This is a genomic window from Komagataeibacter nataicola, from assembly GCF_003207795.1.
Lineage (GTDB): Bacteria > Pseudomonadota > Alphaproteobacteria > Acetobacterales > Acetobacteraceae > Komagataeibacter > Komagataeibacter nataicola.
This window is the reverse complement of the sequence record NZ_NIRT01000017.1, coordinates 26,043-52,029: the sequence shown is the minus strand read 5'-3', so window position 1 is coordinate 52,029 and position 25,987 is coordinate 26,043. Positions and strand designations below refer to the sequence as shown.

Below are 25,987 nucleotides of genomic sequence, written 5' to 3'. Positions count from 1 at the left end.
ATTGATGTCAGAGGTTCAGTCGCCAGTACCCGCGGAGAGTAGGCTAGACCGCTTTTCCAACAAGATACTGTCACTGCGTGGGGCCAACTATATAGTTGGAGCGCTGGGGCTTTGTGCACTTATCGCCGCAACCACGGTCACGCTGTCCAACTATGAGCAGCTAAGTGTGGCAGTTGTGTGTGTGCTCGTCTTTTTCATTGTCGGACGGCGCAAGAGCCGGCGCACCCAGATCTTTCTCGAGGTGCTCTCGGCGCTGGTCTCCCTGCGTTACCTCACATGGCGCCTGACCGAAACGCTGGACTTCGATACATGGATTCAGGGCGGGCTGGGCGTAATCCTGCTCACTGCCGAGCTTTATGCCCTGTACATGCTGTTTCTCAGTTATTTCCAGACAATCCAGCCGCTCCATCGCGCGCCGCTGCCCCTGCCTGACAATGTTGATGACTGGCCGACCGTCGATATCTTCATTCCGACCTATGATGAACAGCTGAGCATCGTGCGCCTGACCGTGCTGGGCGCGCTGGGCATCGACTGGCCGCCCGATAAAGTGAATGTCTATATCCTCGATGATGGCGTGCGCCCCGAATTCGAGCAGTTTGCCGAGGAGTGCGGCGCTCTCTACATCGGGCGCGTCGACAGTGCGCACGCCAAGGCGGGTAACCTGAACCACGCCATTAAGCAGACCTTTGCCGATTATATTCTCATCCTGGATTGTGACCATATTCCGACACGCGCGTTCCTGCAGATCGCCATGGGGTGGATGGTCGCTGACCGCAAGATTGCCCTGATGCAGACGCCGCATCACTTCTATTCTCCCGATCCGTTCCAGCGTAACCTGGCCGTGGGCTACCGCACCCCGCCGGAAGGCAACCTGTTCTATGGCGTTATTCAGGATGGTAACGACTTCTGGGATGCCACCTTCTTCTGCGGCTCGTGCGCCATCCTGCGGCGTGAGGCCATTGAATCGATCGGCGGCTTCGCGGTTGAAACCGTGACGGAAGATGCCCATACCGCCCTGCGCATGCAGCGCCGTGGCTGGTCCACGGCTTACCTGCGCATTCCTGTTGCCAGTGGTCTGGCCACCGAGCGGCTGACAACCCATATCGGCCAGCGCATGCGCTGGGCGCGCGGCATGATCCAGATCTTCCGCGTGGATAATCCGATGCTCGGGCGGGGGCTGAAGCTGGGGCAGCGGCTTTGCTATCTTTCGGCCATGACGTCGTTCTTCTTCGCCATTCCGCGCGTCATCTTCCTTGCCTCGCCGCTGGCGTTCCTGTTCGCGGGCCAGAACATCATCGCCGCTTCGCCGCTGGCCGTGGCGGCTTACGCCATTCCGCATATGTTCCACTCCATCGCAACCGCCGCCAAGGGGAACAAGGGCTGGCGCTATTCGTTCTGGAGTGAAGTGTACGAAACCACCATGGCGCTGTTCCTGGTGCGCGTGACCATCATCACCATGCTGTTCCCCTCCAAGGGCAAGTTCAACGTGACGGAAAAGGGGGGCGTGCTGGAGCAGGAAGAGTTTGATCTTGGCGCGACCTACCCCAACATCATCTTTGCCACCATCATGGGGGGTGGCCTGCTGATCGGTCTGTTCGAGCTGACCTTCCACTACACCCAGCTCGATGGCATCGCCATCCGTGCTTACGCACTGAACTGCGTCTGGGCGGCGATCAGTCTCATGATCCTCCTTGCCGCCATCGCCGTGGGGCGTGAGACCAAGCAGGTCCGCTACAACCATCGTATCGAGGCGCATATCCCGGTAACGGTTTATGAAGCGCCTGCCGAGGGGCAGCCCAATACCTATCATAATGCGACGCCCGGCATGACCCAGGATGTTTCCATGGGTGGTGTTGCCGTCCACATGCCCTGGCCCGATACCAGCACGGGGCACATCAAGACACGTATCCATGCCGTGCTTGATGGCGAGGAGATCGACATTCCCGCCACCATGCTGCGCTGCAAGAATGGCAAGGCCGTGTTCACATGGGACAATAATGACCTTGATACGGAACGCGATATTGTTCGCTTCGTGTTCGGGCGGGCCGATGCCTGGCTGCAATGGAACAATTATGAGGATGACAGACCGCTACGCAGCCTGTGGAGCCTGCTGCTCAGCATTAAGGCGCTGTTCCGCAACAAAGGCAAAATGATGGCCAATAGTCGTCCAAAAAAGAAACCACTTGAACTACCGGTTGAGCGCAGGGAGCCCACAACCATCCATAGTGGACAGACACAGGAAGGAAAGATCAGCCGTGCGGCCTCGTGATATGAAAATGGTGTCCCTGATCGCGCTGCTGGTCTTTGCAACGGGGGCACAGGCTGCGCCTGTTGCTTCCAAGGCGCCAGCTCCGCAGCCCACAGGTTCGGACCTGCCACCTCTCCCCGCCGCGGCACCGCAGCCTGCGGCGCCCGCTGCCGCGAGCGCGGGCCAGCAGCCCGCCACCACCACCGCCCCGGCGGCGGATGCCCCGGCGGCCAGCACGGCTGATGCGGTCGTGGATAACGCCGAAAACGCCATTGCCGCGTCTGACGTGGCGACGGTGCATACATATTCCCTCAAGGAACTCGGCGCACAGAGTGCACTGAAAATGCAGGGCGCCGCCACGCTGCAGGGCCTGCAGTTCGGCATTCCGGCCGACCAGCTGGTCACGTCGGCGCGGCTTGTCGTGTCGGGTGCGATGTCGCCCAGCCTCCAGCCTGATAGCAGCGCGGTCACGATCACGCTGAACGAGCAGTTCATCGGCACGCTTCGTCCCGACCCTACCCATCCTACATTTGGGCCGCTCTCGTTTGATATCAACCCCATCTTCTTCATCAGCGGCAACCGGCTGAACTTCAGCTTCGCGTCAAGCTCGAAGGGCTGCACGGACCCCAGCAACGGATTGCTCTGGGCCAGCGTGTCCGAACATTCCGAGCTGCAGATCACCACCATACCGCTTCCCCCGCGCCGTCAGCTGTCGCGTCTGCCCCAGCCGTTCTTCGACAAGAACGTAAAGCAGAAGACCGTCATTCCGTTCGTTCTCGCACAGACATTTGATCCCGAAGTGCTGAAGGCGACGGGCATCCTGGCATCCTGGTTCGGCCAGCAGACCGATTACCGCGGCGTCACCTTCCCGGTCTTCTCCACCATTCCGCAGACGGGCAACGCCGTTGTGGTCGGTGTGGCCGATGAGCTGCCTTCCGCCCTCGGGCGCCAGTCGGTCAATGGCCCCACGCTCATGGAAGTGGCCAATCCATCCGACCCCAACGGCACGGTGCTGCTCGTAACGGGGCGCGATCGTGATGAAGTCATCACCGCGAGCAAGGGCATCGGCTTCGGCTCGAGCACGTTGCCGACAGCCAGCCGCATGGACGTGGCGCCGATTGATGTGGGCGCCCGCGTGGCGAATGACGCGCCGAGCTTCATTCCCACCAACCGCCCGGTCCGCCTCGGTGAACTGGTGCCAGACAGTTCCCTGCAGGCTGAAGGCTACGCCCCCGGCGCGCTGACGGTGCCGTTCCGTGTCTCGCCCGATCTGTACACGTGGCGCGATCGGCCGTACAAGCTGAACATCCGTTTCCGCTCACCGCCGGGGCCGATCGTGGATGTGTCGCGCTCGTCGCTCAACGTGGGTATTAACGATACCTATCTCGAGGCCTATCCGCTGCGTGAGCCGGATTCAACGCTGGACCAGCTCCTGCGGGGCGTGGGGCTTGGCCATCGTAATGACAGCGTGCAGCAGCATACCCTGCCGATCCCGCCCTACCGGATCTTTGGCCAGAACCAGCTGCTGTTCTATTTCGAGATGGCGGCGATGGCCGAGCCGGGCTGCAAGCCCGGCCCGAGCACGTTCCATATGGGCATTGATCCGAATTCGACGATCGACCTGTCCAATGCCTATCATATCACCCAGATGCCCAACCTCGCCTTCATGGCCAGCGCCGGCTACCCGTTCACCACCTATGCCGACCTGTCGCGCTCGGCCGTGGTGCTGCCTGAACACCCCAATGGCATGATCGTCAGCGCCTATCTCGACCTCATGGGCTTCATGGGGGCGACGACATGGTATCCGGTGTCTGGTGTGGATGTGGTCTCGAGCGACCATGTGAATGACGTGGCGGACCGGAACCTGATTGTCCTGTCCACGCTGGCCAATAGCGGCGATGTTTCGCAGCTGCTGAGCAATTCGGCCTACCAGATTTCCGATGGGCGGCTGCACATGGCCCTGCGCTCGACGCTGAGCGGTGTGTGGAACCTGTTCCAGGATCCGATGTCGGCCATCAGCAAGACGGCTCCGACCGAGGTCGAGAGCACGCTGACCGGTGGCGTGGCCGCGATGGTCGAGGCGGAATCGCCGCTGGCATCGGGGCGGACCGTTCTCGCGCTGCTTTCAGGCGATGGGCAGGGGCTCAACAACCTTGTGCAGATTCTGGCGCAGCGGAAAAACCAGGCCAAGATCCAGGGTGACCTGGTGCTGGCGCACGGGGATGATCTGACATCCTACCGCAGTTCGCCGCTTTATACGGTTGGCACGGTGCCGCTGTGGCTCAAGCCTGACTGGTATATGCACAACCATCCCAGCCGCGTGATTGTGGTTGGCCTGTTCGGTTGCCTTCTCGTGGTCGCTGTCATGGTGCGCGCCCTGACGAAGCATGCTCAGCGCCGCCGTCGGGAGTTGCAGGAAGAAAGGCAGAGAACGTGAACATGAACAGGCGATACGCCCTTTCGCTTTCTGGTGCCCTGCTGGCCAGCAGCTGCATGACGGTGCTGGTGGCGGTTCCCGTTGCGCGGGCGCAGCAGGCTTCCACGGCCATGACCACCGCTGCTGCCACGAGCCCGACTGTGGCGCCACGGCAGATCCTGTTGCAGCAGGCACGCTTCTGGCTTCAGCAGCAGCAATATGAGAATGCCCGCCAGGCCCTGCAGAACGCGGAACGCATCGCCCCCAATTCCCCTGATGTGCTGGAAATGCAGGGTGAATACCAGACGGCTATTGGCAACCGTGAAGCCGCCACCGATACCCTGCGCCACCTCCAGCAGGTGGCGCCGGGCAGCGTGGCGGCAGCCAACCTGACCGACCTGCTCAGCGAGCGGGCCATTTCCCAGGGCGACCTGTCACAGATCCGCTCGCTTGCGGGTTCGGGCCAGAACGCGCAGGCGGTGGCGGGGTATCAGAAGCTGTTCCACGGTGGCAAGCCGCCGCGTTCGCTCGCGGTGGAATACTACCAGACCATGGCTGGCGTTCCGGCCCAGTGGGATCAGGCCCGCGCGGGCCTGGCCGGGATCGTTGCGTCCAACCCGCAGGATTACCGCGCCCAGCTCGCCTTTGCCCAGACCCTGACCTATAACACCTCGACCCGCATGGAAGGCCTGACCCGGCTCAAGGATCTGCAATCCTTCCGCAGCCAGGCCCCGGTCGAGGCGGCCGCCGCCGCGCAATCCTACCGCCAGACCCTGAGCTGGCTGCCGGTCAATCCCGATACGCAGCCCCTCATGGAGCAGTGGCTTGCCGCTCACCCCAATGATACCGCGCTGCGCGACCATATGCTTCACCCCCCCGGCGGCCCGCCGGACAAGGCGGGGCTTGCGCGCCAGGCCGGTTACCAGCAGCTTAACGCGGGCCGTCTTTCCGCAGCAGAGCAGTCTTTCCAGTCCGCGTTGCAGATCAACTCTCATGATGCTGACTCGCTTGGCGGCATGGGCCTCGTGAGCATGCGGCAGGGTGATACCGCCGAGGCGCACCGCTATTTTGAAGAAGCTATAGCCGCCGATCCCAAGACCGCCAGTCGCTGGCGTCCGGCGCTGGCGGGTATGGAGGTGAGCGGCGAGTATGCTTCCGTTCGCCAGTTGATCGCCGCCCATCAGTACACCGAGGCCAAGCAGCGGCTTGCCACGCTGGCTCGCCAGCCCGGGCAGTACACTGGCGCGACCCTCATGCTGGCCGACCTGCAGCGCTCGACCGGCCAGGTTGCCGCTGCCGAGCAGGAATATCGTGGCATCCTGTCGCGTGAGCCCGATAACCAGCTTGCCCTGATGGGGCTGGCGCGGGTTGATATGGCGCAGGGCAACACGGCGGAAGCCCGCCAGCTCCTGTCGCGTGTCGGCCCGCAATATGCCAGCCAGGTGGGCGAAATCGAGGTTTCCGGCCTGATGGCGGCTGCGTCCCAGACATCGGATTCCGCGCGCAAGGTTTCCATCCTGCGTGAAGCGATGGCCCAGGCCCCGCGCGACCCGTGGGTGCGCATCAACCTTGCCAATGCGCTGCAGCAGCAGGGCGATGTGGCTGAAGCCGGGCGCGTGATGCAGCCCATTCTGGCCAATCCTGTCACCGCGCAGGACCGCCAGGCCGGTATCCTGTATACCTATGGCAGTGGCAATGATGCGATGACCCGTCGGCTTCTGGCCGGTCTGTCGCCTGCGGATTATTCCCCCGCGATCCGCTCCATCGCGGAGGAAATGGAAATCAAGCAGGATCTGGCCAGCCGCCTGTCCATGGTGTCCAACCCGGTGCCGCTGATCCGCGAAGCCCTTTCCCAGCCTGATCCGACCGGCGCGCGTGGCGTGGCGGTGGCTGACCTGTTCCGCCAGCGTGGCGACATGGTGCATGCGCGCATGGCGCTGCGTATCGCCTCGACGCGCACCATCGATCTTTCGCCCGACCAGCGTCTGTCCTACGCCACCGAATACATGAAGATCAGCAACCCGGTGGCGGCCGCGCGCCTGCTGGCCCCGCTTGGTGATGGCGCGGGTTCGGGTGCTGGCAATGCGCTGCTGCCCGAGCAGATGCAGACGCTGCAGCAACTGCGCATGGGCATCTCGGTAGCGCAGTCTGACCTGCTCAACCAGCGTGGCGATCAGGCGCAGGCCTATGATCATCTGGCACCCGCCCTGCAGGCCGACCCGGAGGCGACATCGCCCAAGCTGGCGCTTGCGCGGCTGTATAACGGCCACGGCAAGCCGGGCAAGGCGCTCGAGATCGACCTTGCGGTGCTGCGTCACAACCCGCAGGATCTTGATGCGCGGCAGGCAGCGGTGCAGGCTGCGGTCAACAGTGACCACAACAGCCTCGCCACCCGCCTCGCCATGGATGGCGTGCAGGAAAGCCCGATGGATGCCCGCGCCTGGCTGGCCATGGCCGTGGCTGACCAGGCTGATGGCCATGGGCAGCGCACCATCGAGGATCTGCGCCGGGCCTATGACCTGCGCCTGCAGCAGGTTGAGGGCACGCGGGCCGCGGCTGGCGCCGCGCAGGAAGAGGCGCTTGCCCCGCCCTCGACCAACCCGTTCCGCCCACGTGGCTACGGGCACCAGACGGAACTTGGCGCGCCTGTGACCGGTGGCTCCTACAGCGCCGAGGCGGCATCCCCCGATACATCGGACCAGATGCTCTCCTCCATTGCTGGGCAGATCCACACGCTGCGTGAAAACCTTGCGCCCTCCATTGATGGTGGCCTCGGGTTCCGGTCACGTTCGGGCGAGCATGGCATGGGCCGCCTGACGGAAGCGAACATTCCCATCGTGGGTCGCCTGCCGCTGCAGGCGGGTGCGTCCGCCCTGACCTTCTCGATCACGCCAACCATGATCTGGTCGGGCAACCTCAACACAGGTTCCGTCTATGATGTGCCGCGTTATGGCACGATGATGGGCGTGCAGGCGTATAACCAGTACGATAGCTATAGCAACGCGGGCAAGGACCAGCAGCGTATCGCCGCAGCCTCGGCCGAGGCCGGTTTTGCGCCCGATGTGCAGTTTGGCAATAGCTGGGTGCGTGCCGATGTCGGCGCCTCGCCCATTGGCTTCCCCATCACCAACGTGCTGGGGGGGGTCGAGTTCTCGCCGCGCGTGGGGCCGGTTACGTTCCGTGTCAGCGCCGAGCGTCGGTCGATCACCAACAGCGTGCTGTCTTATGGCGGGTTGCGTGACTCGAATTACAACAGCCCGCTTGGCCGCTATGCCCGCCAGCTCTATGGCAAGGAACTGTCCAGCCAGTGGAGCCGCGAATGGGGTGGGGTCGTGACCAACCACTTCCACGGCCAGGTCGAGGCAACGCTGGGCAACACCATCCTGTATGGTGGTGGTGGCTATGCAATCCAGACCGGCAAGAACGTGCAGCGCAACAGCGAGCGCGAAGCCGGCATCGGCGCCAACACGCTGGTGTGGCATAACGCCAACATGCTGGTGCGCATCGGTGTAAGCCTGACGTATTTCGGTTATGCCAAGAACGAGGATTTCTACACCTACGGGCAGGGTGGTTACTTCTCGCCGCAATCCTATTATGCGGCGACCGTGCCGATCCGCTACGCGGGGCAGCACAAGCGGCTGGACTGGGATGTGACGGGCAGCGTGGGCTACCAGGTGTTCCATGAGCACTCGGCGCCCTTCTTCCCCACGTCATCCCTGCTGCAGTCCGGCGCCAATACCATTGCCTCGAATTACTCGGCGAGTGCCACGCCGGCGGACTATCTGTCGGAGGAAACGGTGAACAGCGCCTACTATCCCGGGGATAGTATTGCTGGTCTTACCGGTGGCTTTAATGCTAGGGTGGGCTATCGCTTTACACGCAATGTTCGTCTTGATCTCTCGGGGCGCTATCAGAAGGCCGGTAACTGGACTGAAAGCGGCGCCATGATTTCCGCACACTATCTTATTATGGACCAGTAATGACAACTTTGAACGCAAAACCGGACTTTTCGCTCTTCCTGCAGGCCCTGTCCTGGGAGATTGATGATCAGGCCGGGATCGAGGTCCGCAATGACCTGTTGCGCGAGGTCGGCCGGGGTATGGCTGGTCGTTTCCAGCCGCCGCTGTGCAACACCATCCACCAGCTCCAGATCGAGCTGAACGCCCTGCTGGCCATGATCAACTGGGGTTACGTGAAGCTGGACCTGCTGGCGGAAGAACAGGCCATGCGCATCGTGCATGAAGACCTGCCGCAGGTGGGCAGCGCGGGCGAACCCGCCGGCACATGGCTCGCCCCGGTGCTGGAAGGGCTTTATGGCCGCTGGATCACGTCGCAGCCCGGCGCATTCGGTGACTATGTCGTAACGCGTGATATCGACGCGGAAGACCTGAACTCGGTCCCGGCCCAGACGGTTATTCTCTATATGCGCACCCGTAGCGCTGCGACCTGATCCCGATCAGGCGCGCCATTTGCGTCAAAACCCTGCCTACAGGCGTGTTCATGCCCTGTAGGCAGGGTTTTTTGCGTATATGACCTCCACTCTTTGCTCTGTTTTTGCGCTAGATCATGCGGCGCGGGGGCAGGGTGCTTCACAAATGGACTGAGGAGATGGCGGGCGCAGGCAGCCCGTGCTGTCACTGCCCAGCCCCTGAAGGAGGAGCCAGCCACATGAAACTGTCCCGCAAGATATTCCTGTTATCCGCCGTGGCGTGTGGCATGGCGCTGGCCCAGGTGCCCGCTTTCGCGCGGCATGCGCATGATGACGGGGGCGATCCGGCCGATGTCCGGGCGCGGCAGGTGCTGGCCTCCATGAGCCTTGAGGACAAGATGTCCCTGCTGTTCAGTGTTGATGGCGGTGGCTTTAACGGCAGCGTGGCCCCTCCCGGCGGCCTGGGCTCGGCTGCGTACCTGCGGGCACCCAAGGGCTCGGGCCTGCCCGACCTGCAGATTTCGGATGCGGGGCTTGGCGTGCGCAACCCGGCGCATATCCGCAAGAATGGGGCGGCGGTTTCGCTGCCGTCGGGCCTGTCTACGGCCAGTACGTGGGATATGGACATGGCGCGGCAGGCTGGTGCCATGATCGGGCGCGAGGCGTGGCAGAGCGGCTTCAACATCATACTGGGCGGTGGCGCGGACCTGACCCGCGACCCGCGTGGCGGCCGCAACTTTGAATATGCCGGTGAAGATCCGCTGCAGACCGGGCGCATGGTGGGCAGCACCATTGCGGGCGTGCAGTCGCAGCATGTGATCTCCACGCTCAAGCATTATGCGATGAATGACCTTGAAACCTCACGCATGACCATGAGTGCCGATATCGCCCCCGCGGCCATGCGCGAGAGCGACCTGCTGGGCTTCGAGATCGCACTTGAAACCGGGCATCCCGGTTCGGTCATGTGTTCGTATAACCGTGTCAATGATCTGTATGCCTGTGAAAACCCCTACCTGCTGACCAGGACGCTCAAGCAGGACTGGCATTATCCCGGCTTTGTCATGTCCGACTGGGGGGGCACGCATTCCTCCGCGCGGGCGGCGCTGGCGGGGCTGGATCAGGAATCGGCGGGCGATCATACCGATGCCCGGCCTTATTTCCGCACCCTGCTTGCAGCCGATGTAAAGGCGGGCCGTGTGCCCCAGGCGCGCATCGATGACATGGCGCAGCGCATCGTCCGCTCGCTGTTTGCCATCGGGCTGGTGGACCATCCGCCGCAGCAGAAGCCGCTTGATGTGGTGACCGATACCCTCGTGGCCCAGAAGGACGAGGAGGAAGGCGCGGTCCTGCTGCGCAACCAGGGCAACATCCTGCCGCTTTCGCCCACCGCGCGCATCGCCGTCATTGGCGGCCATGCCGATGCGGGGGTGATTTCAGGTGGCGGGTCGAGCCAGGTCGAACCCATTGGGGGCGAGGCGGTAAAGGGACCGGGCAAGAAGGAATGGCCGGGCGACCCGGTCTATTTCCCGTCCTCGCCGCTCAAGGCCATGAAGGCCGAGGCGCCGCAGGCCCGGATCACCTATGATTCCGGCACCAGTATCGCCTCTGCCGTGCGGGCCGCGCGCGCGGCTGACGTGGTGGTGGTCTATGCCACGCAGTTCACCTTCGAGGGGATGGACGCGCCGAGCATGCACCTTGATGATAATGCCGATGCGCTGATTACGGCAGTCGCCGCCGCCAACCCGCGCACGGTCGTGGTGATGGAAACCGGCGACCCCGTGCTGATGCCGTGGAACAACAGCGTGGCAGGTGTGCTTGAGGCGTGGTTCCCCGGTTCTGGCGGTGGTCCGGCCATTGCCCGGCTGCTGTTTGGCAAGGTGGCGCCTTCGGGGCACCTGACCATGACCTTCCCGCAGGCGGAGTCGCAGCTGGCCCACCCCGATATTGCAGGCGTTACGGCGGATAACGTGTTCGAGATGCAGTTCCACACCGATCAGGAGCTGGTTTACGATGAAGGCAGCGATGTCGGCTACCGCTGGTTCGACCGCAATCACTTCAAGCCGCTTTATCCGTTCGGTTATGGCCTGACCTACACCACGTTCAGCTCTGACGGGCTGAAGGTGGGTGAACACCACGGGCAGGTGACGGCCACGTTCAACGTGCACAACACCGGCACGCGGCCGGGCGTGGACGTGCCGCAGGTCTATGTCAGCCTGCCCGATGGTGGCGCGCGCCGCCTGGCGGGCTGGCAGCGTATCAGCCTGGCGCCGGGCGAGAGCCGCCAGGTCTCGGTGCGGATCGACCCGCGTCTGCTGGCGCATTTCGATGACAGGCATGACCGGTGGAGCGTGCCCTCGGGCACCTTCCGCGTGTGGCTTGCGGCATGCGCCACGGATGACAGCCAGCAGGCCACCATGCACCTGCATGGACGGACCATGGCGCCCTGAGAGTGGATGTAATGGGCAGGGGACTGCTTGCAGCGGCGGTGATGGGGGCTGGCCTGCTGCCTGCCAGCCCGGTAATGGCGGCCAGCCTCTCGTGGCCTGATACGCCAGATGCGCGCGCGCGCCTGATGATGAGCGTGCAGGAACTGGAAATAACCCTGCTCACCCACCCCAGCGCCACGCTGGCGCTGGAGGACTGGTGTGCCGCCCACCATATGGCCGCCCGCCCGGTTGTGGTGGCGCGGAAGGCAGCCCTGCCGCAACCTGATCGCGTGCCCGCGCGGGTGCGGGCTGATCTGGGGGTGGGCGCCACGCAACCCGTGCGGCACCGGCAGGTGCAACTGGTCTGCGGCCCATATGTGCTTTCGGTTGCGGACAACTGGTATGTGCCCGGCCTGCTGACCCCACGGATGAACGCCACGCTGGAAGGAACGGACACATCCTTCGGCCATGTGGTGGCCCCCCTGCGTTTTACCCGCGAGCGGCTGGAGTTCGCGCGGCTGTGGTCGCCGTGGCCCGGCCCGGCCGCGGGGCAGGCCACGGCAATGATCGTGGCTCCGGCTGAAATCGTGCGCCAGCGCGCGGTGCTGCGTGACGGGCAGGGACGCGCCTTTAGCGAGGTGGTGGAAACCTATACCGACCAGACCCTCGCTTTTATGCTTCAGGGCCAGAGCGGCCCTAATCCCTGAAGAAGTTTTTGGTGAAGCTTTTTTCAAGAAGCTTCGAAGAACGCCGCCCTTTTGAAAAAAGGCGGCGCTCAAAAACTCTTACGCCCTATCTGCCTGCCGTTTGCAGCCCGGCGGCAGGAGGGCTACGCCGGACCATGCGATCATGACCGGAGCCAGAACCCCATGACAGATTTGCGAGACCCCAACACCCCTGCCGAGACCGTGCGACACCTGCTGGGCCTGCAACCCCACCCCGAAGGCGGAAGCTACCGCGAAATATGGCGCGATACGCCCGCCGATGGCCCGCGTGGCGCGGTCTCGACCATCAATTTCCTGCTGGCGGCGGGCGAGCGCTCGCACTGGCACCGCGTTGATGCGGCCGAGATCTGGTGCTGGCAGGGTGGCAGCCCGCTGGTGCTTGAAATGGCAGCGGGGCAGGGCGCGCCGATCGTGCAGATCGTGCTCGGCCCGTTGCCCGCACAGGGGCAGGTGCTGCAGGCGGTGGTGCCACCGGGGGCATGGCAGGCGGCTCAAAGCCAGGGGGCATGGAGCCTTATGGGCTGCCAGGTGGCTCCTGCCTTTGTTTTCAGCCAGTTTGAACTGGCCCCGCCCGGCTGGTCGCCCGAAGGAGAAAATGCATGACAACCCCGCAATGGCTCATCTGGGCCCGTGACCTGCAGGCGCTGGCGCAAAGTGGCCTGGCCTATGCCGAAAGTCCGTTCGACCGTGAACGCTATGAAAGCATAAGGCAGATCGCAGCTGACATGATGGCCGCAGGCAGTCATGCCGACATGACGCGCGTGCTCGACCTGTTCAGCAGTCAGGATGGCTATGCCACGCCCAAGCTGGTGGTGCGCGCCGCCGTGTTTGATGCGCAGGGCCGGATGCTGCTGGTGCGCGAGGTGCTGGATCATGACCGCTGGACCCTGCCGGGCGGCTGGGCGGATGTGAACCTGACCCCGGTGGAAAACACGGTGAAGGAAGTGCGCGAGGAAAGCGGGTTTAGCGTGCGCGTGACCAAACTCGCCGCCGTGTGGGACCGCGACCGGCAGGGCCATCCGCCCGGACCGTTTTCATGCTGCACGCTTTGTTTCATCTGCGAACTGACCGGCGGCAGCGCCGAAACCAGTATCGAGACATCGGAGATTGGCTGGTTTGCAGCAGACAGCCTGCCCACCGACCTGTCGCTCGGCCGCGTGCTGCCCCGCCAGCTGAGCCGCATGTTCGAACATGCCGCCAACCCGGACCTGCCCACGGATTTTGACTGAAAACCTTTGAAAACAGGTCGTTGATAAAAAAGTAAAAGTTTTAGGATGCCGCCCTTTTTCAAAAAGGCGGCGTTCGGCCGCGTCGATCAACAAAAACCTCGCCCCTCGCCGCTTTCGGGCGTTGCGCTGTCAGGCCATTGAAAAACCGACCGGGATTTCCATATCCAATACAAATTGTAACCTGATGCATTGCAACAGACAGACTGGACAAACCATGACGGAACAGACCACCACGACCCCGCCCGAAGCCAAGGGCGAACAGCATGAATTCAGCGCCGAGGTCGGCCGCCTGCTCGACCTTGTGGTGCATGCGCTTTATTCCGAGCGTGAAATCTTCCTGCGCGAGCTGGTCGCCAACGCGGCGGACGCCACCGACAAGCGCCGCTTCGAGGCGCTGACCGATGGCGCGCGCGCCCTGCCCGAAGATGCCAAGATCCGCATCAACCCCGATAAGGAAGCCCGCCTGCTGACCATCAGCGATGATGGCGCGGGCATGAGCAAGGAAGACCTTGCCCGCAACCTCGGCACCATCGCCCGCTCAGGCACCCGCGCCTTTGGTGAGGAGCTGGCCAACGCCAGGCCCGAGGACAAGCCAAGCCTGATCGGCCAGTTCGGCGTGGGCTTCTATGCCGCCTTCATGGTGGCGGACAGGGTGGACGTGATCTCGCGCCGCGCGGGCAGTGACGAGGCCTGGTGCTGGTCCTCCACCGGCAAGGGCAACTACACCATCAGCCCCGCCACGCGCGACAAGGCGGGCACCGACATCATCCTGCACATCAAGGAAGATGCGAACGACTTCCTCGATTCATGGCAGCTTGAAACCATCGTTCGCAAATGGGCCGACCATATTTCGTGGCCGATCACCATCGTCAAGGATGATGGCGAGGAAACCGCGGCCAACAAAGGCACGGCCCTGTGGCGCAAGCCGCGCGGCGAGATCGATGAAGAGCAGCTCAACGAGTTCTATCGTCACGTAAGCCACAACTTCGACACGCCCTGGGCCACGCTGCACTGGCATGCCGAAGGCACGATGGAGTTCTCTGCGCTGCTGTTCATTCCCGGCAGCAAGCCCTTCGAGTTTGCCGAGCCGGTGCGCGAGAGCCAGATCCGCCTGCATGTGCGCCGCATGTTCATTACCGATGATGCCGGCCTGCTGCCGCCGTGGCTGCGGTTCGTGACCGGCGTGGTCGATACCGAGGATCTGCCGCTCAACGTCTCGCGTGAGATGCTGCAGGCTACGCCGGTGCTCGCGCGCATCCGCAAGGCGGTGACCAACCGCGTGATCTCGGAACTCAAGACCCGCAGCAAGGACGAGGCGGATTTCGAGAAGTTCTGGGAAAATTTCGGCCCCACCTTCAAGGAAGGCATCTGGGACGACGCGACCCACCGCACGGAACTCGCCACCATCGCTCGCTTCCGCTCCAGCACGCAGGAAGGCTGGACCACGCTTGACGCCTATCTCGAGCGCAAGAAGCCCGAGCAGGAAGCCATTTACTACCTGACCGGCGACCGCACGGAAATGCTGCCCTCCTCGCCGCAGCTCGAGGGCTTCCGCGCGCGTGGCATCGAGGTGCTGCTGCTGTCCGACCCGGTGGACTCGTTCTGGCCCGAGCGCCTGGGCGTGTACAAGGACGTGCCCATCCGCAACATCAGCCAGTTCCACACCGATCTTGAAAAGTTCGGTGCGCCAGAGGAGACGCAGGCTGAAAAGGACGCGCTGGAAGTCGTGATCCCCGCGCTGAAGGAAGCGCTGGGTGATGCGGTGTCCGACGTGAAGGGCACCAACCGCCTCGTCAACAGCGCCGTAGTGCTGGCCGCCCCCGAATCCGGGCCGGACCTGCAGATGATCCGGCTGATGAAGCGCAGCGGCCAGCAGGTGCCCGACACCGCGCCGGTGCTGCAGGTCAACCCGGCCCATCCGCTGATTGCCGATCTCGCCACCCGCGTGAAGAATGGCGACCCGGTGCAGGACATTGCGCTGACGCTGATGGACATGGCCCGGATTCAGGATGGTGAAAGCCCGAAGGACCCCACCGGCTTCGCCCGCCGCCTGACCACGATCCTCACCCGCCTGCCGCTAACGGACGGCCCGCAGGGCTGAACCGCCCCGCGCTGAACGGTAAGCCCGAAGCATCCCGCCATGTGCCTGCATGGCGGGATGTTGCGTTTTCAGGGGGGCTGCCGCCCTGGGGCAGGGGCTTTATCATGTTCCGGTGTAGCCCTGCGGGCTGACTGCCTGTATGATCGTGCCCATGCGGGAACGGGTTACGCTGCCTTATGGCAGAAAAACCGCAACCGCGGCTTTATTCAAAGTATTCAGGCGGCAGGGCCTTGAACGCGGTCCGGCCGGATGCTTCCCTACTCGCCCTTTTCTGTGTTCCGGTTTTTGGATGGCGGCAAGTCTTATATGAAAATTGATAACGTCTCTTATCGCAGTGTCTGGGTGGATGCGGATGATGGCTGGTCGGTCCACATCTTTGACCAGACCCGTCTGCCCTGGTCGCTCGATATCCTGCGCCTGACCGAGCGGGATCAGGTGGCCCATGCCATCCGCACCATGCAGGTGCGTGGCGCGCCGCTGATTGGCGCCGTGGCCGCCTATGGGCTGGCGCTGGCGCTGCGCCATGACAGCAGCGATGAAGCCATGGAGCGTGACGCGGCATTACTTGCGGCAACCCGCCCCACGGCGGTCAATCTGGCCTGGGCCATCCGGCGCATGCTCACCCGCCTGCGCACCACGCCCGCGGCTGACCGCGTGGCCGCCGCCTATGACGAGGCCGGGCGCATCTGCGATGAAGACGTGATCCAGAACGAGGCCATCGGCCGGCAGGGGCTGGAGCTGATCGAGGAGATCGCCGCCCGCCGCCCCGGCCCGGTCAATATCCTGACCCACTGCAACGCGGGCTGGATCGCAACCGTGGACTGGGGCACGGCCCTTGCGCCGATCTACATGGCGCATGATCGTGGCATTGACGTGCATGTGTGGGTGGATGAAACCCGCCCGCGCAATCAGGGCGCCTCGCTCACCGCGTGGGAGCTCGGCCGCCACGGGGTGAAGCACACCGTTATTGCCGATAATGCCGGTGGCCATCTGATGCAGCATGGCCAGGTGGATCTCGTGATCGTGGGCACCGACCGCGTGACCCGCACGGGTGATGTGGCCAACAAGATCGGCACCTACCTCAAGGCGCTCGCGGCGCGTGACAATAACGTGCCTTTCTGGGTGGCGCTGCCATCGACCACCATCGACTGGACCATCAGTGATGGGGTCAACGAAATCCCGATTGAAGAACGTAATGGCCGCGAAGTCACCCACATACAGGGCCGTGACGCGGGCGGTAACGTGACGAGCGTGCAACTCGTGCCCGATGGCAGCAGGGCCGCCAACCCGGCCTTTGACGTGACCCCCGCGCGCCTTGTGACCGGCCTGATTACCGAGCGCGGGCGCTGCCCGGCCACGGCGGACGGGCTGTGCGATCTCTTCCCCGAATACGTGTGAGCATGGCCCCGCGCACCGGGGCCATGCAGCTATAACCTTGACAGGCGCGGGCGGGATTGGCTTTGTCGCGCCTGCAATCGGGTGCCCCCTTTCGGGTGCACTTTCAAAACTGGTAGAATCAGGACAAGAGCATGCATCCCTATCGTACCCATAGCTGCGCGGCCCTGCGGGCTGCCGATGCCGGGCAGACGGCCCGCCTTTCCGGATGGGTACATTCCAAGCGCGATCATGGCGGCCTGCTGTTCATTGACCTGCGCGACCATTTCGGCATGACGCAGATCGTGATCCCCGCAGGCTCCCCCGTGCTGGAAACAGCCGAGCGCGTGCGCGTGGAAAGCGTGCTGACCGTGACAGGCGAAGTGGTGCTGCGCGATGGCGCGACCAAGAACCCCAACCTGCCCACCGGCGAGATCGAACTGCGCGCGCGAGAGATCGAGGTGCAGTCCAGCGCGGATGTGCTGCCGCTGCAGGTGGCGGGCAATGAGCACTACCCCGAAGACCTGCGCCTGACCTACCGCTACATCGACCTGCGGCGCGAGAAGGTGCACCGCAACATCATGCTGCGCGCGCAGGTGATCGCGAGTCTGCGCAAGCGCATGACGGACCTTGGCTTTGTCGAGTTCCAGACCCCGATCCTGACCGCCTCCTCACCCGAGGGTGCGCGCGACTTTCTCGTGCCCGCGCGCATGCATCCGGGCAAGTTCTACGCCCTGCCGCAGGCCCCGCAGCAGTTCAAGCAGCTCGCCATGGTGGCGGGGTTCGACCGCTATTTCCAGATCGCGCCCTGCTTCCGTGATGAAGCCGCGCGTGCTGATCGTTCCCCCGGTGAGTTCTACCAGCTTGATTTCGAGATGGCGTTTGCCACGCAGGAAGACGTGTTCGCCACCCTCGAGCCGGTGATGGAAGGCGTGTTCCGTGAGTTCGGCGGTGGCCGCATTGTCAGCGAAGGGCCGTTCGAGCGCATTCCCTACGCCACGGCCATGGAAGTTTATGGCAGCGACAAGCCCGACCTGCGCAACCCGCTGAAGCTGTCGGACGTGACCGAGGCCTTCGCCGGTTCCGGCTTTGGCCTGTTTGCCCGCATCGCTGCCGATGGCGGCCAGATCCGCGCCATTCCCGCCCCTAGTGCAGGCGACCGCCCGCGTGCGTTCTTTGACAAGCTCAATAACTGGGCGCGTGAATCGGGTGCTGGCGGGCTGGGTTACATCATCTTCGCTGAAGAAGGCGGCAAGGGCCCGATCGCCAAGAACCTCGAGGCCGAGCGCATCGAGGCCATCCGCGCCAGGACCGGCCTGAAGGCAGGCGATGCCGTGTTCTTCGTGGCGGGCAAGGGCGATGAGATGGTCAAGTTCTCGGGCGCCGTGCGCACCCGCGTTGCGACCGAACTCGACCTGATCGAGCAGAACGCCTTCCGCTTCTGCTGGATCACGGACTTCCCGATGTACGAGCGCAATGAGGAAACGGGCGAGATCGACTTCTCGCACAACCCGTTCTCCATGCCGCAGGGGGGCATGGACGCGCTCCAGAACCAGGACCCGCTGACCATCAAGGCCTATCAGTACGATATCGTGTGTAACGGCATCGAACTCTCCTCGGGTGCGATCCGTAACCACCAGCCGGATGTCATGATCCGCGCCTTCGAGATCGCGGGCTATCCGGCCAGCGAGGTCGAGGCCCGCTTTGGCGGCATGCTCAACGCCTTCCGCTATGGCGCGCCGCCGCATGGTGGCTCCGCACCGGGCGTGGACCGCATCGTGATGCTGCTCGCCGATGAGCCCAACATCCGCGAAGTCATCCTGTTCCCGCTCAACCAGCAGGGCGAGGATCTGATGATGGGCGCGCCTGCTCCTGTCGAGCCGCAGCGCCTCAAGGAACTCTCGCTCGCGCTCGACCTGCCGCGCCCCAAGCCCGGCCAGAAGAAGGACTGAGTGCCATGCACGCCGTGATGGGCCCCTCCCTCACGGCGCGCCGCATGAGGGTGCGGCGGGCATGGTGTCGCGGCCTGATGGCAACGACCATGGTGGCCGTAGGGGTGTGGCATGGCCAGGCGCATGCCGCTCCGGCAACGGGCATGGCTGCGCATCGGGCGGTATATGACCTTGTCCTGTCCGCCGTGGGCGAGGGCGATGTGGTGACGGCGGAGGGCAGGCTGACCTTCGTGCTGTCCGACATGTGCACGGCATGGTCCACCCAGCAGCAGCTGCATGTGCGCACCGTGGGCCGGGGTGGTGACGAGCACAACAGCGATTCCGATTACGCGGTGCTGGAGGACAAGGATGGCTCATCCCTCGTTTTCAGCGCCGACCAGACCGAAAACGGCCAGTCCAGCCCGCGCATAGCGGGCGAGGCGCATATGGGTCCAGGTGGCGGCAAGGTGCATTATACCGCGCCCATCGTGCATGACGTGGCGCTGCCCGTGGGCACGCTGTTCCCCGTAGCCCACACCACCAGCGTGATTGCGGCAGGGCAGGCGGGCCGGACCGAGATCGCGCCGCCCCTGTTCGATGGTACGGTCGAGACCGGGGCGCTGAGCACCTACGTGCTGCTGCTCGCCCGCGAGGCGCCGCCGGTGGATACACCCTTTGCGGCCCTTGCCCCCCTTGGGGCGCAGCGGGTGCATATGGCGTACTACAACCCCACCACGCGCGACATGGGGCCGATATTCGAGCAGGGCATGCGCTATTTCTCCAATGGCGTGGCGGACCGGCTCGACCTCGATTTCGGGCAGTTCCGGCTGGCAGGCACGCTGCGCGAGTTCCGGCTGCTACCGGTGCCCGATCACTGCCCGGCAGCCGCGCCGTTCAGTCCACAGCACCGGCCACTGTAACGGCCAGCGGCACGTGGTCCGATGGCTGGGCCTTGCCACGCTCGTCACGCGCAGGCAGGGCGGTGAGCAGCCGTTCCGCCACCCGGGGCGAGAGCAGGGCATGATCGATGCGCAGCCCGCTGTCACGCTGCCAGGCGGCGGCCTGATAATCCCAGAACGTATAGAACCGCCCGGTGGGGTGCAGCGCGCGCAGCGCATCGGTCAGGCCCAGCCAGAGCAGGCGGCGGAAGGCCGCGCGGGTGGCCGGGCGAACCAGCGCATCATCAGGCGCGAGCGCGCCGGGGGCGCAGTCCTCATCGGTTGGGCAGACATTGTAGTCACCAAGCAGCACGAAATCCTGCCCGGCCTCGAGCATGGCGTGGGCATGGAGCGCGAGTGCTTCCATGAAGGCGAGCTTGGAGTCGTAGCCTGCACTGCCGCCGGAATTGCCGTTGGGCAGGTACAGATTGCCAAATATCAGCCCGCCTGCGCGAATTTCCACGTAGCGGGCCTGCGGCGGCTCGGTTTCCCAGCCGGGCAGGGCGGTGTGGGTGACCTCATGCGGCACGCGCGTGAGAATGGCCACGCCGTTATAGCTTTTCTGCCCCACCACGATGCTGTCATAGCCCACGGCCCTGAAGGCATCGGCGGGGAAGATTTCGGTGGCGCACTTGATCTCCTGCAACGCCAGCACGTCGGGCTGCTCGCGGGCAAGGTAGTCAAGCACATGATCAAGGCGCTGGCGGATGGAATTGACGTTCCAGGTGACGAATTTCATCATTCCACCGAGAAGCTGGTGCCACACCCGCACGAGGATGCCGCCTGCGGGTTGCGCACGGTGAAATGCGCGCCCATCAGGCTGTCATCAAAATCAAGCACGGCGCCGCTCAGCAGGTCCATGCTGGCCGGGTCAACGAGCACGCGGGCGGTGCCTGCGGCAATGACAATGTCATCGGGCCGGGTTTCGGGCTCGAGCGCGAATTTATACTGAAACCCGTTGCAGCCACCCGCTTCGACCGCCACCCGCAGGGCGGGCTCGCCCGTGGGGGCTGCGGGCTGTTCATCAAGGATCTCGCGCAGGCGATTTGCTGCCGAATCCGATACGCGGAACATCTCGGCCGGCGGGGAAGGGGGCGTGGACATCGGGTTTCACCATGATCTGTGCACGCAGGCCGGCGCCACTTCATGTTGGCTGCGGGCTGCGGGCGGGTTATGGATGTACGGCGGTATGGCTTGCGCCGTTTCATCCATGGCTTGGTCCTGATCCTATATGAGCACTGCACCCTACGCTGTCCAGACCGCTACGGCCCGTGGCAGGCTCCACCCCGAGGCCGAAGCCCCCATCCGCAGCCCGTGGCAGCGCAACCTCGCCCGCCTTGCGCCCCGCAGCGCCGATGACATCCGCCACGCTGGCCGCCCCGCAGTGGCCTGCAGCCCCGCCATGGACGAGGCCAATCTGGCCATCCGCCACTTCCCGTACGCGCGGCCGTACCGCCGCTGGCGTATCAACCGCATGGCACGCAAGGCGCGGCTTACGGTCGAATCGATCTTTACCATCCTTGGCACCGACAAGACCCTGCTGCCCGATGGCGCCAGCGCACCCGCCCTTGCCGCACGCGCGCGGGATGACATGGCAGGTGCGTGCCGGGTGGTGGCCGATTATACTGCCGGTATGACCGATCGCTGCGCGATGGAGAAATATCGACGGTTGACGGACCTGTCCTCGCCGGGGTGAAACACGCGCAGCACGATCATCCGCCTGCCACCGCTCCTTGCGCGATGCCGGCGGGCCATACAATGCCGGGCCACAGGGTCCGTTACCGTTATCTGTTGGGAAACCAAGCCGCATGTCAGACAGTCTGTTCGCCCGTTACCTTACGCATGTGCGCGATGCGCTGCGCGCCATCATGCCCGACCTGCCCCCAGCAGCCCTTGAGCGCGTCGAGGTCACGCCCACCCGCGACCCTGCCCATGGCGACCTTGCGACAAATGCGGCGCTGGTCATCTCCAAGGCGGCCCGCCGCCGCCCGGCCGAGATTGCGGCTGAACTGGTCACGGCGCTCGCCAGCGTGCCCGGCATTGCGCAGGCCGAGGTGGCGGGCCCTGGCTTTGTCAACATGCGCCTCGCCCCCGCCGTGTGGCAGGCCGTGGCGCGTGACGTGCTGCGCACGGGCGAGGCTTACGGCACGAGCAGCGCAGGCCGTGGCGTGAAGGTGAATGTGGAATATGTCTCGGCCAACCCCACCGGACCGATGCATGTGGGCCACTGCCGCGGCGCCGTGGTGGGTGACGTGCTGGCCAACCTGCTGGCCAAGGCGGGTTATGAGGTCACAAAGGAATATTACATCAACGATGCCGGCGCACAGGTGATCGCGCTGGCCTGGGCCACGTACTGGCGCTACCTGCAGGCGCTGCACACCACCATCACGGAAGAGGAATTCGCAGCCGTGGTGCCCGGTGGCGCGATCCAGTACGGCGGCGACTATCTGGTGCCCGTGGGCGAGGCGCTGGCCCGCAGGCATGGTGACAGCCTTGCAGCCCCTGGCCTGAAGCCCGCCGATCCTGCCCTGTGGCTCGAGACCGTGAAGAAAGAGGCGGTCGATACCATGATGGGCATGATCCGCGAGGATCTGGCCGCCCTTGGCGTGCATCATGACGTGTTCACCAGCGAGGCGAAGATCCTGGCTGATGGCGAGACGGACCGCGCCATAGCAAGGCTGGAAGAAAAGGGCCTGATTTACGAAGGCGTGCTCGAGCCCCCCAAGGGCAAGCTGCCCGATGACTGGGAAGCCCGCCCCCAGACCCTGTTCCGCTCCACCGAATTTGGCGATGACGTGGACCGCCCCTTACGCAAGTCTGACGGGTCAAACACCTATTTCGCCAATGATATCGGCTACCATGCCGACAAGATCCGCCGTGGTGCCGATGTGCTGGTCGATGTATGGGGCGCGGACCATGGCGGCTACATCACCCGCATGAAGGCCGCCGTGGCGGCGCTGGCCACCGATGGCCGCCCGGTGCTTGACGTGCTTTTGTGTCAGATCGTGCGCATCGTACGTGATGGGCAGCCGGTGCGCATGTCCAAGCGCGCGGGCACGTTCGTCACCCTGCGCGACCTGATTGACGAGGTGGGGCGTGACGCGGTGCGCTTTACCATGCTCACCCGCAAGGCGGATGCGCAGATGGAATTCGACCTCGATCAGGTCGTGGCCCAGAGCCGCGACAACCCGGTCTTTTACGTGCAGTACGCCCATGCGCGCTGCTGCTCGGTGCTGCGGGCCGCGGCAGGCCTGGCCAATGCGGGCAGGCTGCCCGGTGGCCTTACGCCCGCCGACCTTGCAACAGTCGACCTGTCGGGGCTGCGCGCCGATGCGGAACTGGCCCTGCTGCAGCGTATGGCGCAGTGGCCGCGCATGGTCGAGGCGGCGGCAGCCGCGCATGAGCCGCACCGCATTGCGTTCTATCTCAATGAACTGGCCTCCGATTTCCATGCACTGTGGAACCGGGGCAAGGATGACACGACCCTGCGCTTCGTGCAGGAAGATGACGTGGCCGCAACCCGCACGAAACTTGCTCTTGTCGAGGCGACGGCAACCGTGCTGCGTTCGGGCCTGAACGTGCTCGGCGTGCAGCCGGTCGAGGAGATGCGATGAGTCCTGACGATACCCCGCCGCGCAGTGGTGGTCCCGATGATCTCCGGGACAGCCCCGCAGCACCCGATCCCTATGCCGAGCGCCCCGCCACGCGCGAGCGCATGGGGGCTGATTCCAACCCCGACCTGAACACGCGCTCGCCCATGGAGCCAGCCGATGACATTGGCTCGCGCACGGCCGCCCGTGGCGGCAGGGGCGGCACCGATTTCAAGGCCCTTCTGGCGCGCTTCGCGGGTAGCAGCCTGCTCGGCGATGACCCGCTCACGCGCAAGCTGGTCTATGGCGCGGCGGGGCTTGGCGGCGTTCTGGTCGTGGCGATTGGCGGCTGGTCGCTGTTCGGCCACCATGAAGGTGGCATTGCGGTGCTCGGTCCGCCGCCGGGGCCGGTGCGCGTCAAGCCCGCCGACCCGGGTGGCATGCAGATCCTGGGCGCGGGCGATGGCATGGCCGCCGATGGTGGCGTGATGCGCCTCTCGCCCCCGCCCGAGCAGCCCCAGCCCGATGCCATGGCCCGGCAGTACGCCCCGCCACCGGGTAGCGACAGCGCCGATGGCGGCAATGCGCCCCCGCCGCCTGCGCCCGCCGCCGCCCCGGCCGAGACGCCTGCTCCTTCCACGCCAGCCCCGCAGGAGGCTGCCCAGAAACCCGCGGAACCGGTCAGGCAGGCCGAGGAGGCGCCCGCCGCCACCCTGCCAGCACCGGTGCCGCGCGCGCTCAATGAGGGCAATGGCGCCTACAGCGTGCAGCTTGCCGCCCTTGATTCGCAGGAGGCGGCACTGAAAAACTGGAGCCAACTGCTCAGCCGCTATCCCGGCGTGTTCGGTTCCTACCAGCCTGCCGTCATCAGGGCGGAGCGGAGTGGCAAGACGTTCTACCGCCTGCGCATCAAGGGGCTGAGCAAGGCGCAGGCCGCATCGGTGTGCGAGAAGGTCAAGGCCAAAAGCCTGCCGTGTGAACCGGTCCATTCCTGAGCGCACCCCATGACCCAGCCAGCGGAGGCGGGGCGGGCGGCTGACGCGCCTGCCTCCACGCAGGGGCAGCCGACCTCGCCCATCGTGCATCTCGACGGGTTTGACGGGCCTATGGACCTGCTGCTTGAACTCGCCCGGGCGCAGAAGGTGGATCTGTGGCGTATTTCCATCCTCCAGCTTGTCGAGCAGTTTCTGGCGGTGGTGCGGTCCATTCCCGCCGTGCGGCTGGAGCAGGCGGCGGACTGGCTGGTGATGGCGGCATGGCTGGCCTGGCTCAAGTCGCGCCTGCTGCTGCCCGAGGATGACGGCGCGGACACCGATGCCGAGGATGCGGCCGCCCTGCTGCACGAGCGCCTGCTCGAGCTTGAGCGCATGGTGCAGCTGGGGCGGTGGCTTGGCGCGCGCGACCAGCTTGGCCATGAGGTGTTTGAACGCGGGCAGCCCGAAAGCCTTGTTGAGATCGATCGCTCGGGGCTGGCGGTGGATGTGCCGCAGCTCATGCGCGGCTATATGGCGGCCATGCGGCGGCGCGCGCGCAAGGCCACCTACCAGCCGCGCCCGCCACGGTTCTGGACCGTGCAGGACGCGCTGGCGCGGCTGCGGCGCATGCTGGGCACGCTCATGCCCGTGGACTGGTGCGGGCTTGAGGCCTTCCTGCCCCCCGCCACGGCGGCGGACGGGGCAGGCCCCCTGGCCGAGACCGGCCGCCGGGCCGCCGTGGCGGGCACGCTGCTGGCCAGCCTGGAGATGGCGCGCAACGGCACGATCGAACTGCGGCAGGCGGAACAGTTTGGCCGTATCCTGCTACGTGAGCGGATGGCGGAAGACCCCGCCGCCCCAATGCAACCTGAAGGGGAGAGGCCCTGATGAACGACCCCGAACAGCCTGACCTCATCGCGCCGGTGCAGGCCGTGGTGGAAGAAATCACGGTGCGGGATTTTTCGCTGCGCCTTGTCGAGGCGCTGATCTTTGCCCGCGCCGACCCGCTCAGCACCCGCGCCATTGCCGAGGTGCTCGGCGCGCAGGGCGGCATTCCGCATGACACCGCCGACCGTGATGCCTATGTGGCGGCAACGCTGGCCACCCTTGGCGCGCACTATGCCGGGCGCGGTGTGGAACTTGTCGAGGTGGCGGGGGGCTGGCAGTTCCGCACCGCCCCCGACCTTGCCCCGCGCCTGACGCGCGTGATGCCGCGCCCGCGCAGGCTGGCGCGCTCGACCATGGAAACGCTGGCCATCATCGCCTACCACCAGCCCTGCACGCGCGCCGAGATCGAGGAAATTCGCGGCGTGAGCCTGAGCCAGCAGGTGCTCGACACCCTGCTCGAGGCCGAACTGATCATGCCGCTGGGCCGCAAGGAAGTGCCGGGGCGTCCGATCCTGTGGGGTACGTCAAACGGGTTTCTGCGGCATTTCGGCCTTAAGGACCTTGGCGACCTGCCCCGGCGCGAGGAACTGCTGGTGGACGTGCCCGATGCAGCCCCCGAGCCACCCGGTGGCCTGCCCGCAGCACAGGGTGGCGATGATGCGCCGGATGAGGTTCCTGACGCGCCCGGGGCGTGATAGGTGTGCGGGGCACGATGATG

At 64.9% G+C, this 25,987-nt stretch carries 19 protein-coding genes; 17 read left to right on the top strand and 2 right to left on the bottom strand.

Annotated elements, in window-relative coordinates; genetic code table 11:
• The first annotated feature begins 4 nt into the window (after positions 1 to 4).
• The 12 genes from bcsA (at position 5) to CDI09_RS10545 (ending at position 19,799) form a co-directional block, all read left to right on the top strand.
• Positions 5 to 2,269 carry a UDP-forming cellulose synthase catalytic subunit gene (bcsA, locus tag CDI09_RS10600; protein ID WP_110571320.1) on the top strand — a complete coding sequence of 755 codons (2,265 nt, stop codon included), beginning with the start codon at positions 5 to 7 and terminating at the stop codon, positions 2,267 to 2,269.
• A gap of 1 nt (position 2,270) precedes the next feature.
• On the top strand, positions 2,271 to 4,685 hold the full coding sequence (locus CDI09_RS10595; protein WP_110571319.1) for a cellulose biosynthesis cyclic di-GMP-binding regulatory protein BcsB: 2,415 nt from the start codon (positions 2,271 to 2,273) through the stop codon (positions 4,683 to 4,685).
• Between the two features lie 2 nt (positions 4,686 to 4,687).
• Positions 4,688 to 8,644, top strand: coding sequence for a cellulose synthase subunit BcsC-related outer membrane protein (locus CDI09_RS10590; protein ID WP_078526502.1), 3,957 nt, complete (start codon positions 4,688 to 4,690; stop codon positions 8,642 to 8,644).
• A complete protein-coding gene (gene bcsD, locus CDI09_RS10585) occupies positions 8,644 to 9,114 on the top strand; it encodes a cellulose biosynthesis protein BcsD (RefSeq protein WP_061271618.1) in 471 nt (156 codons plus the stop codon). The genes CDI09_RS10590 and bcsD overlap by 1 nt, the downstream gene beginning before the upstream one ends.
• Before the next feature lie 218 nt (positions 9,115 to 9,332).
• Entirely contained in the window at positions 9,333 to 11,540 is a 2,208-nt protein-coding gene (locus CDI09_RS10580; protein ID WP_078526506.1) for a beta-glucosidase family protein, read from the top strand.
• 11 nt (positions 11,541 to 11,551) lie between these two features.
• Positions 11,552 to 12,226 carry a hypothetical protein gene (locus CDI09_RS10575; RefSeq protein ID WP_078526508.1) on the top strand — a complete coding sequence of 225 codons (675 nt, stop codon included), beginning with the start codon at positions 11,552 to 11,554 and terminating at the stop codon, positions 12,224 to 12,226.
• Between the two features lie 162 nt (positions 12,227 to 12,388).
• On the top strand, positions 12,389 to 12,847 hold the full coding sequence (locus CDI09_RS10570) for a cupin domain-containing protein (RefSeq protein WP_078526510.1): 459 nt from the start codon (positions 12,389 to 12,391) through the stop codon (positions 12,845 to 12,847).
• The gene (locus tag CDI09_RS10565; protein ID WP_078526512.1) at positions 12,844 to 13,473 is read left to right on the top strand and encodes an NUDIX hydrolase; all 630 of its coding nucleotides are present in this window, start codon (positions 12,844 to 12,846) and stop codon (positions 13,471 to 13,473) included. The genes CDI09_RS10570 and CDI09_RS10565 overlap by 4 nt, the downstream gene beginning before the upstream one ends.
• Before the next feature lie 214 nt (positions 13,474 to 13,687).
• Positions 13,688 to 15,574 (top strand): molecular chaperone HtpG, encoded by a 1,887-nt coding sequence (htpG, locus tag CDI09_RS10560; RefSeq protein ID WP_078526514.1) that lies wholly within the window; start codon positions 13,688 to 13,690, stop codon positions 15,572 to 15,574.
• A gap of 306 nt (positions 15,575 to 15,880) precedes the next feature.
• Entirely contained in the window at positions 15,881 to 16,972 is a 1,092-nt protein-coding gene (gene mtnA / locus CDI09_RS10555) for an S-methyl-5-thioribose-1-phosphate isomerase (protein ID WP_078528048.1), read from the top strand.
• Between the two features lie 131 nt (positions 16,973 to 17,103).
• Positions 17,104 to 18,900, top strand: a complete 1,797-nt coding sequence (aspS, locus tag CDI09_RS10550; RefSeq protein ID WP_078526516.1) for an aspartate--tRNA ligase — start codon at positions 17,104 to 17,106, stop codon at positions 18,898 to 18,900.
• A 5-nt stretch (positions 18,901 to 18,905) separates the two neighbouring features.
• Positions 18,906 to 19,799 carry an EipB family protein gene (locus tag CDI09_RS10545; protein ID WP_236944489.1) on the top strand — a complete coding sequence of 298 codons (894 nt, stop codon included), beginning with the start codon at positions 18,906 to 18,908 and terminating at the stop codon, positions 19,797 to 19,799.
• On the opposite strand, the gene CDI09_RS10540 is transcribed toward CDI09_RS10545, so the two are convergent.
• Together CDI09_RS10540 and CDI09_RS10535 are read right to left on the bottom strand one after the other, a co-directional pair.
• On the bottom strand, positions 19,774 to 20,559 hold the full coding sequence (locus tag CDI09_RS10540; RefSeq protein ID WP_078526518.1) for an exodeoxyribonuclease III: 786 nt from the start codon (positions 20,557 to 20,559) through the stop codon (positions 19,774 to 19,776). The two genes, CDI09_RS10545 and CDI09_RS10540, sit on opposite strands and share 26 nt — an antisense overlap.
• Positions 20,556 to 20,921 (bottom strand): HesB/IscA family protein, encoded by a 366-nt coding sequence (locus tag CDI09_RS10535; RefSeq protein WP_078526520.1) that lies wholly within the window; start codon positions 20,919 to 20,921, stop codon positions 20,556 to 20,558. Before CDI09_RS10535 ends, CDI09_RS10540 begins: the two co-directional genes overlap by 4 nt.
• A 127-nt stretch (positions 20,922 to 21,048) precedes the next feature.
• Between CDI09_RS10535 and CDI09_RS10530 the strand changes: the two genes are divergently transcribed.
• From CDI09_RS10530 to scpB, 5 genes are all read left to right on the top strand, one after another.
• Positions 21,049 to 21,513, top strand: coding sequence for a hypothetical protein (locus CDI09_RS10530; protein ID WP_078526522.1), 465 nt, complete (start codon positions 21,049 to 21,051; stop codon positions 21,511 to 21,513).
• 112 nt (positions 21,514 to 21,625) lie between these two features.
• The gene (gene argS / locus CDI09_RS10525; RefSeq protein ID WP_078526524.1) at positions 21,626 to 23,431 is read left to right on the top strand and encodes an arginine--tRNA ligase; all 1,806 of its coding nucleotides are present in this window, start codon (positions 21,626 to 21,628) and stop codon (positions 23,429 to 23,431) included.
• Positions 23,428 to 24,402 (top strand): SPOR domain-containing protein, encoded by a 975-nt coding sequence (locus CDI09_RS10520; protein WP_078526526.1) that lies wholly within the window; start codon positions 23,428 to 23,430, stop codon positions 24,400 to 24,402. The genes argS and CDI09_RS10520 overlap by 4 nt, the downstream gene beginning before the upstream one ends.
• Positions 24,403 to 24,411: 9 nt before the next feature.
• Positions 24,412 to 25,269 (top strand): segregation and condensation protein A, encoded by an 858-nt coding sequence (locus CDI09_RS10515; protein ID WP_078526528.1) that lies wholly within the window; start codon positions 24,412 to 24,414, stop codon positions 25,267 to 25,269.
• Entirely contained in the window at positions 25,269 to 25,964 is a 696-nt protein-coding gene (gene scpB / locus CDI09_RS10510) for an SMC-Scp complex subunit ScpB (protein WP_078526530.1), read from the top strand. Before CDI09_RS10515 ends, scpB begins: the two co-directional genes overlap by 1 nt.
• The last annotated feature ends 23 nt before the right edge of the window (positions 25,965 to 25,987 follow it).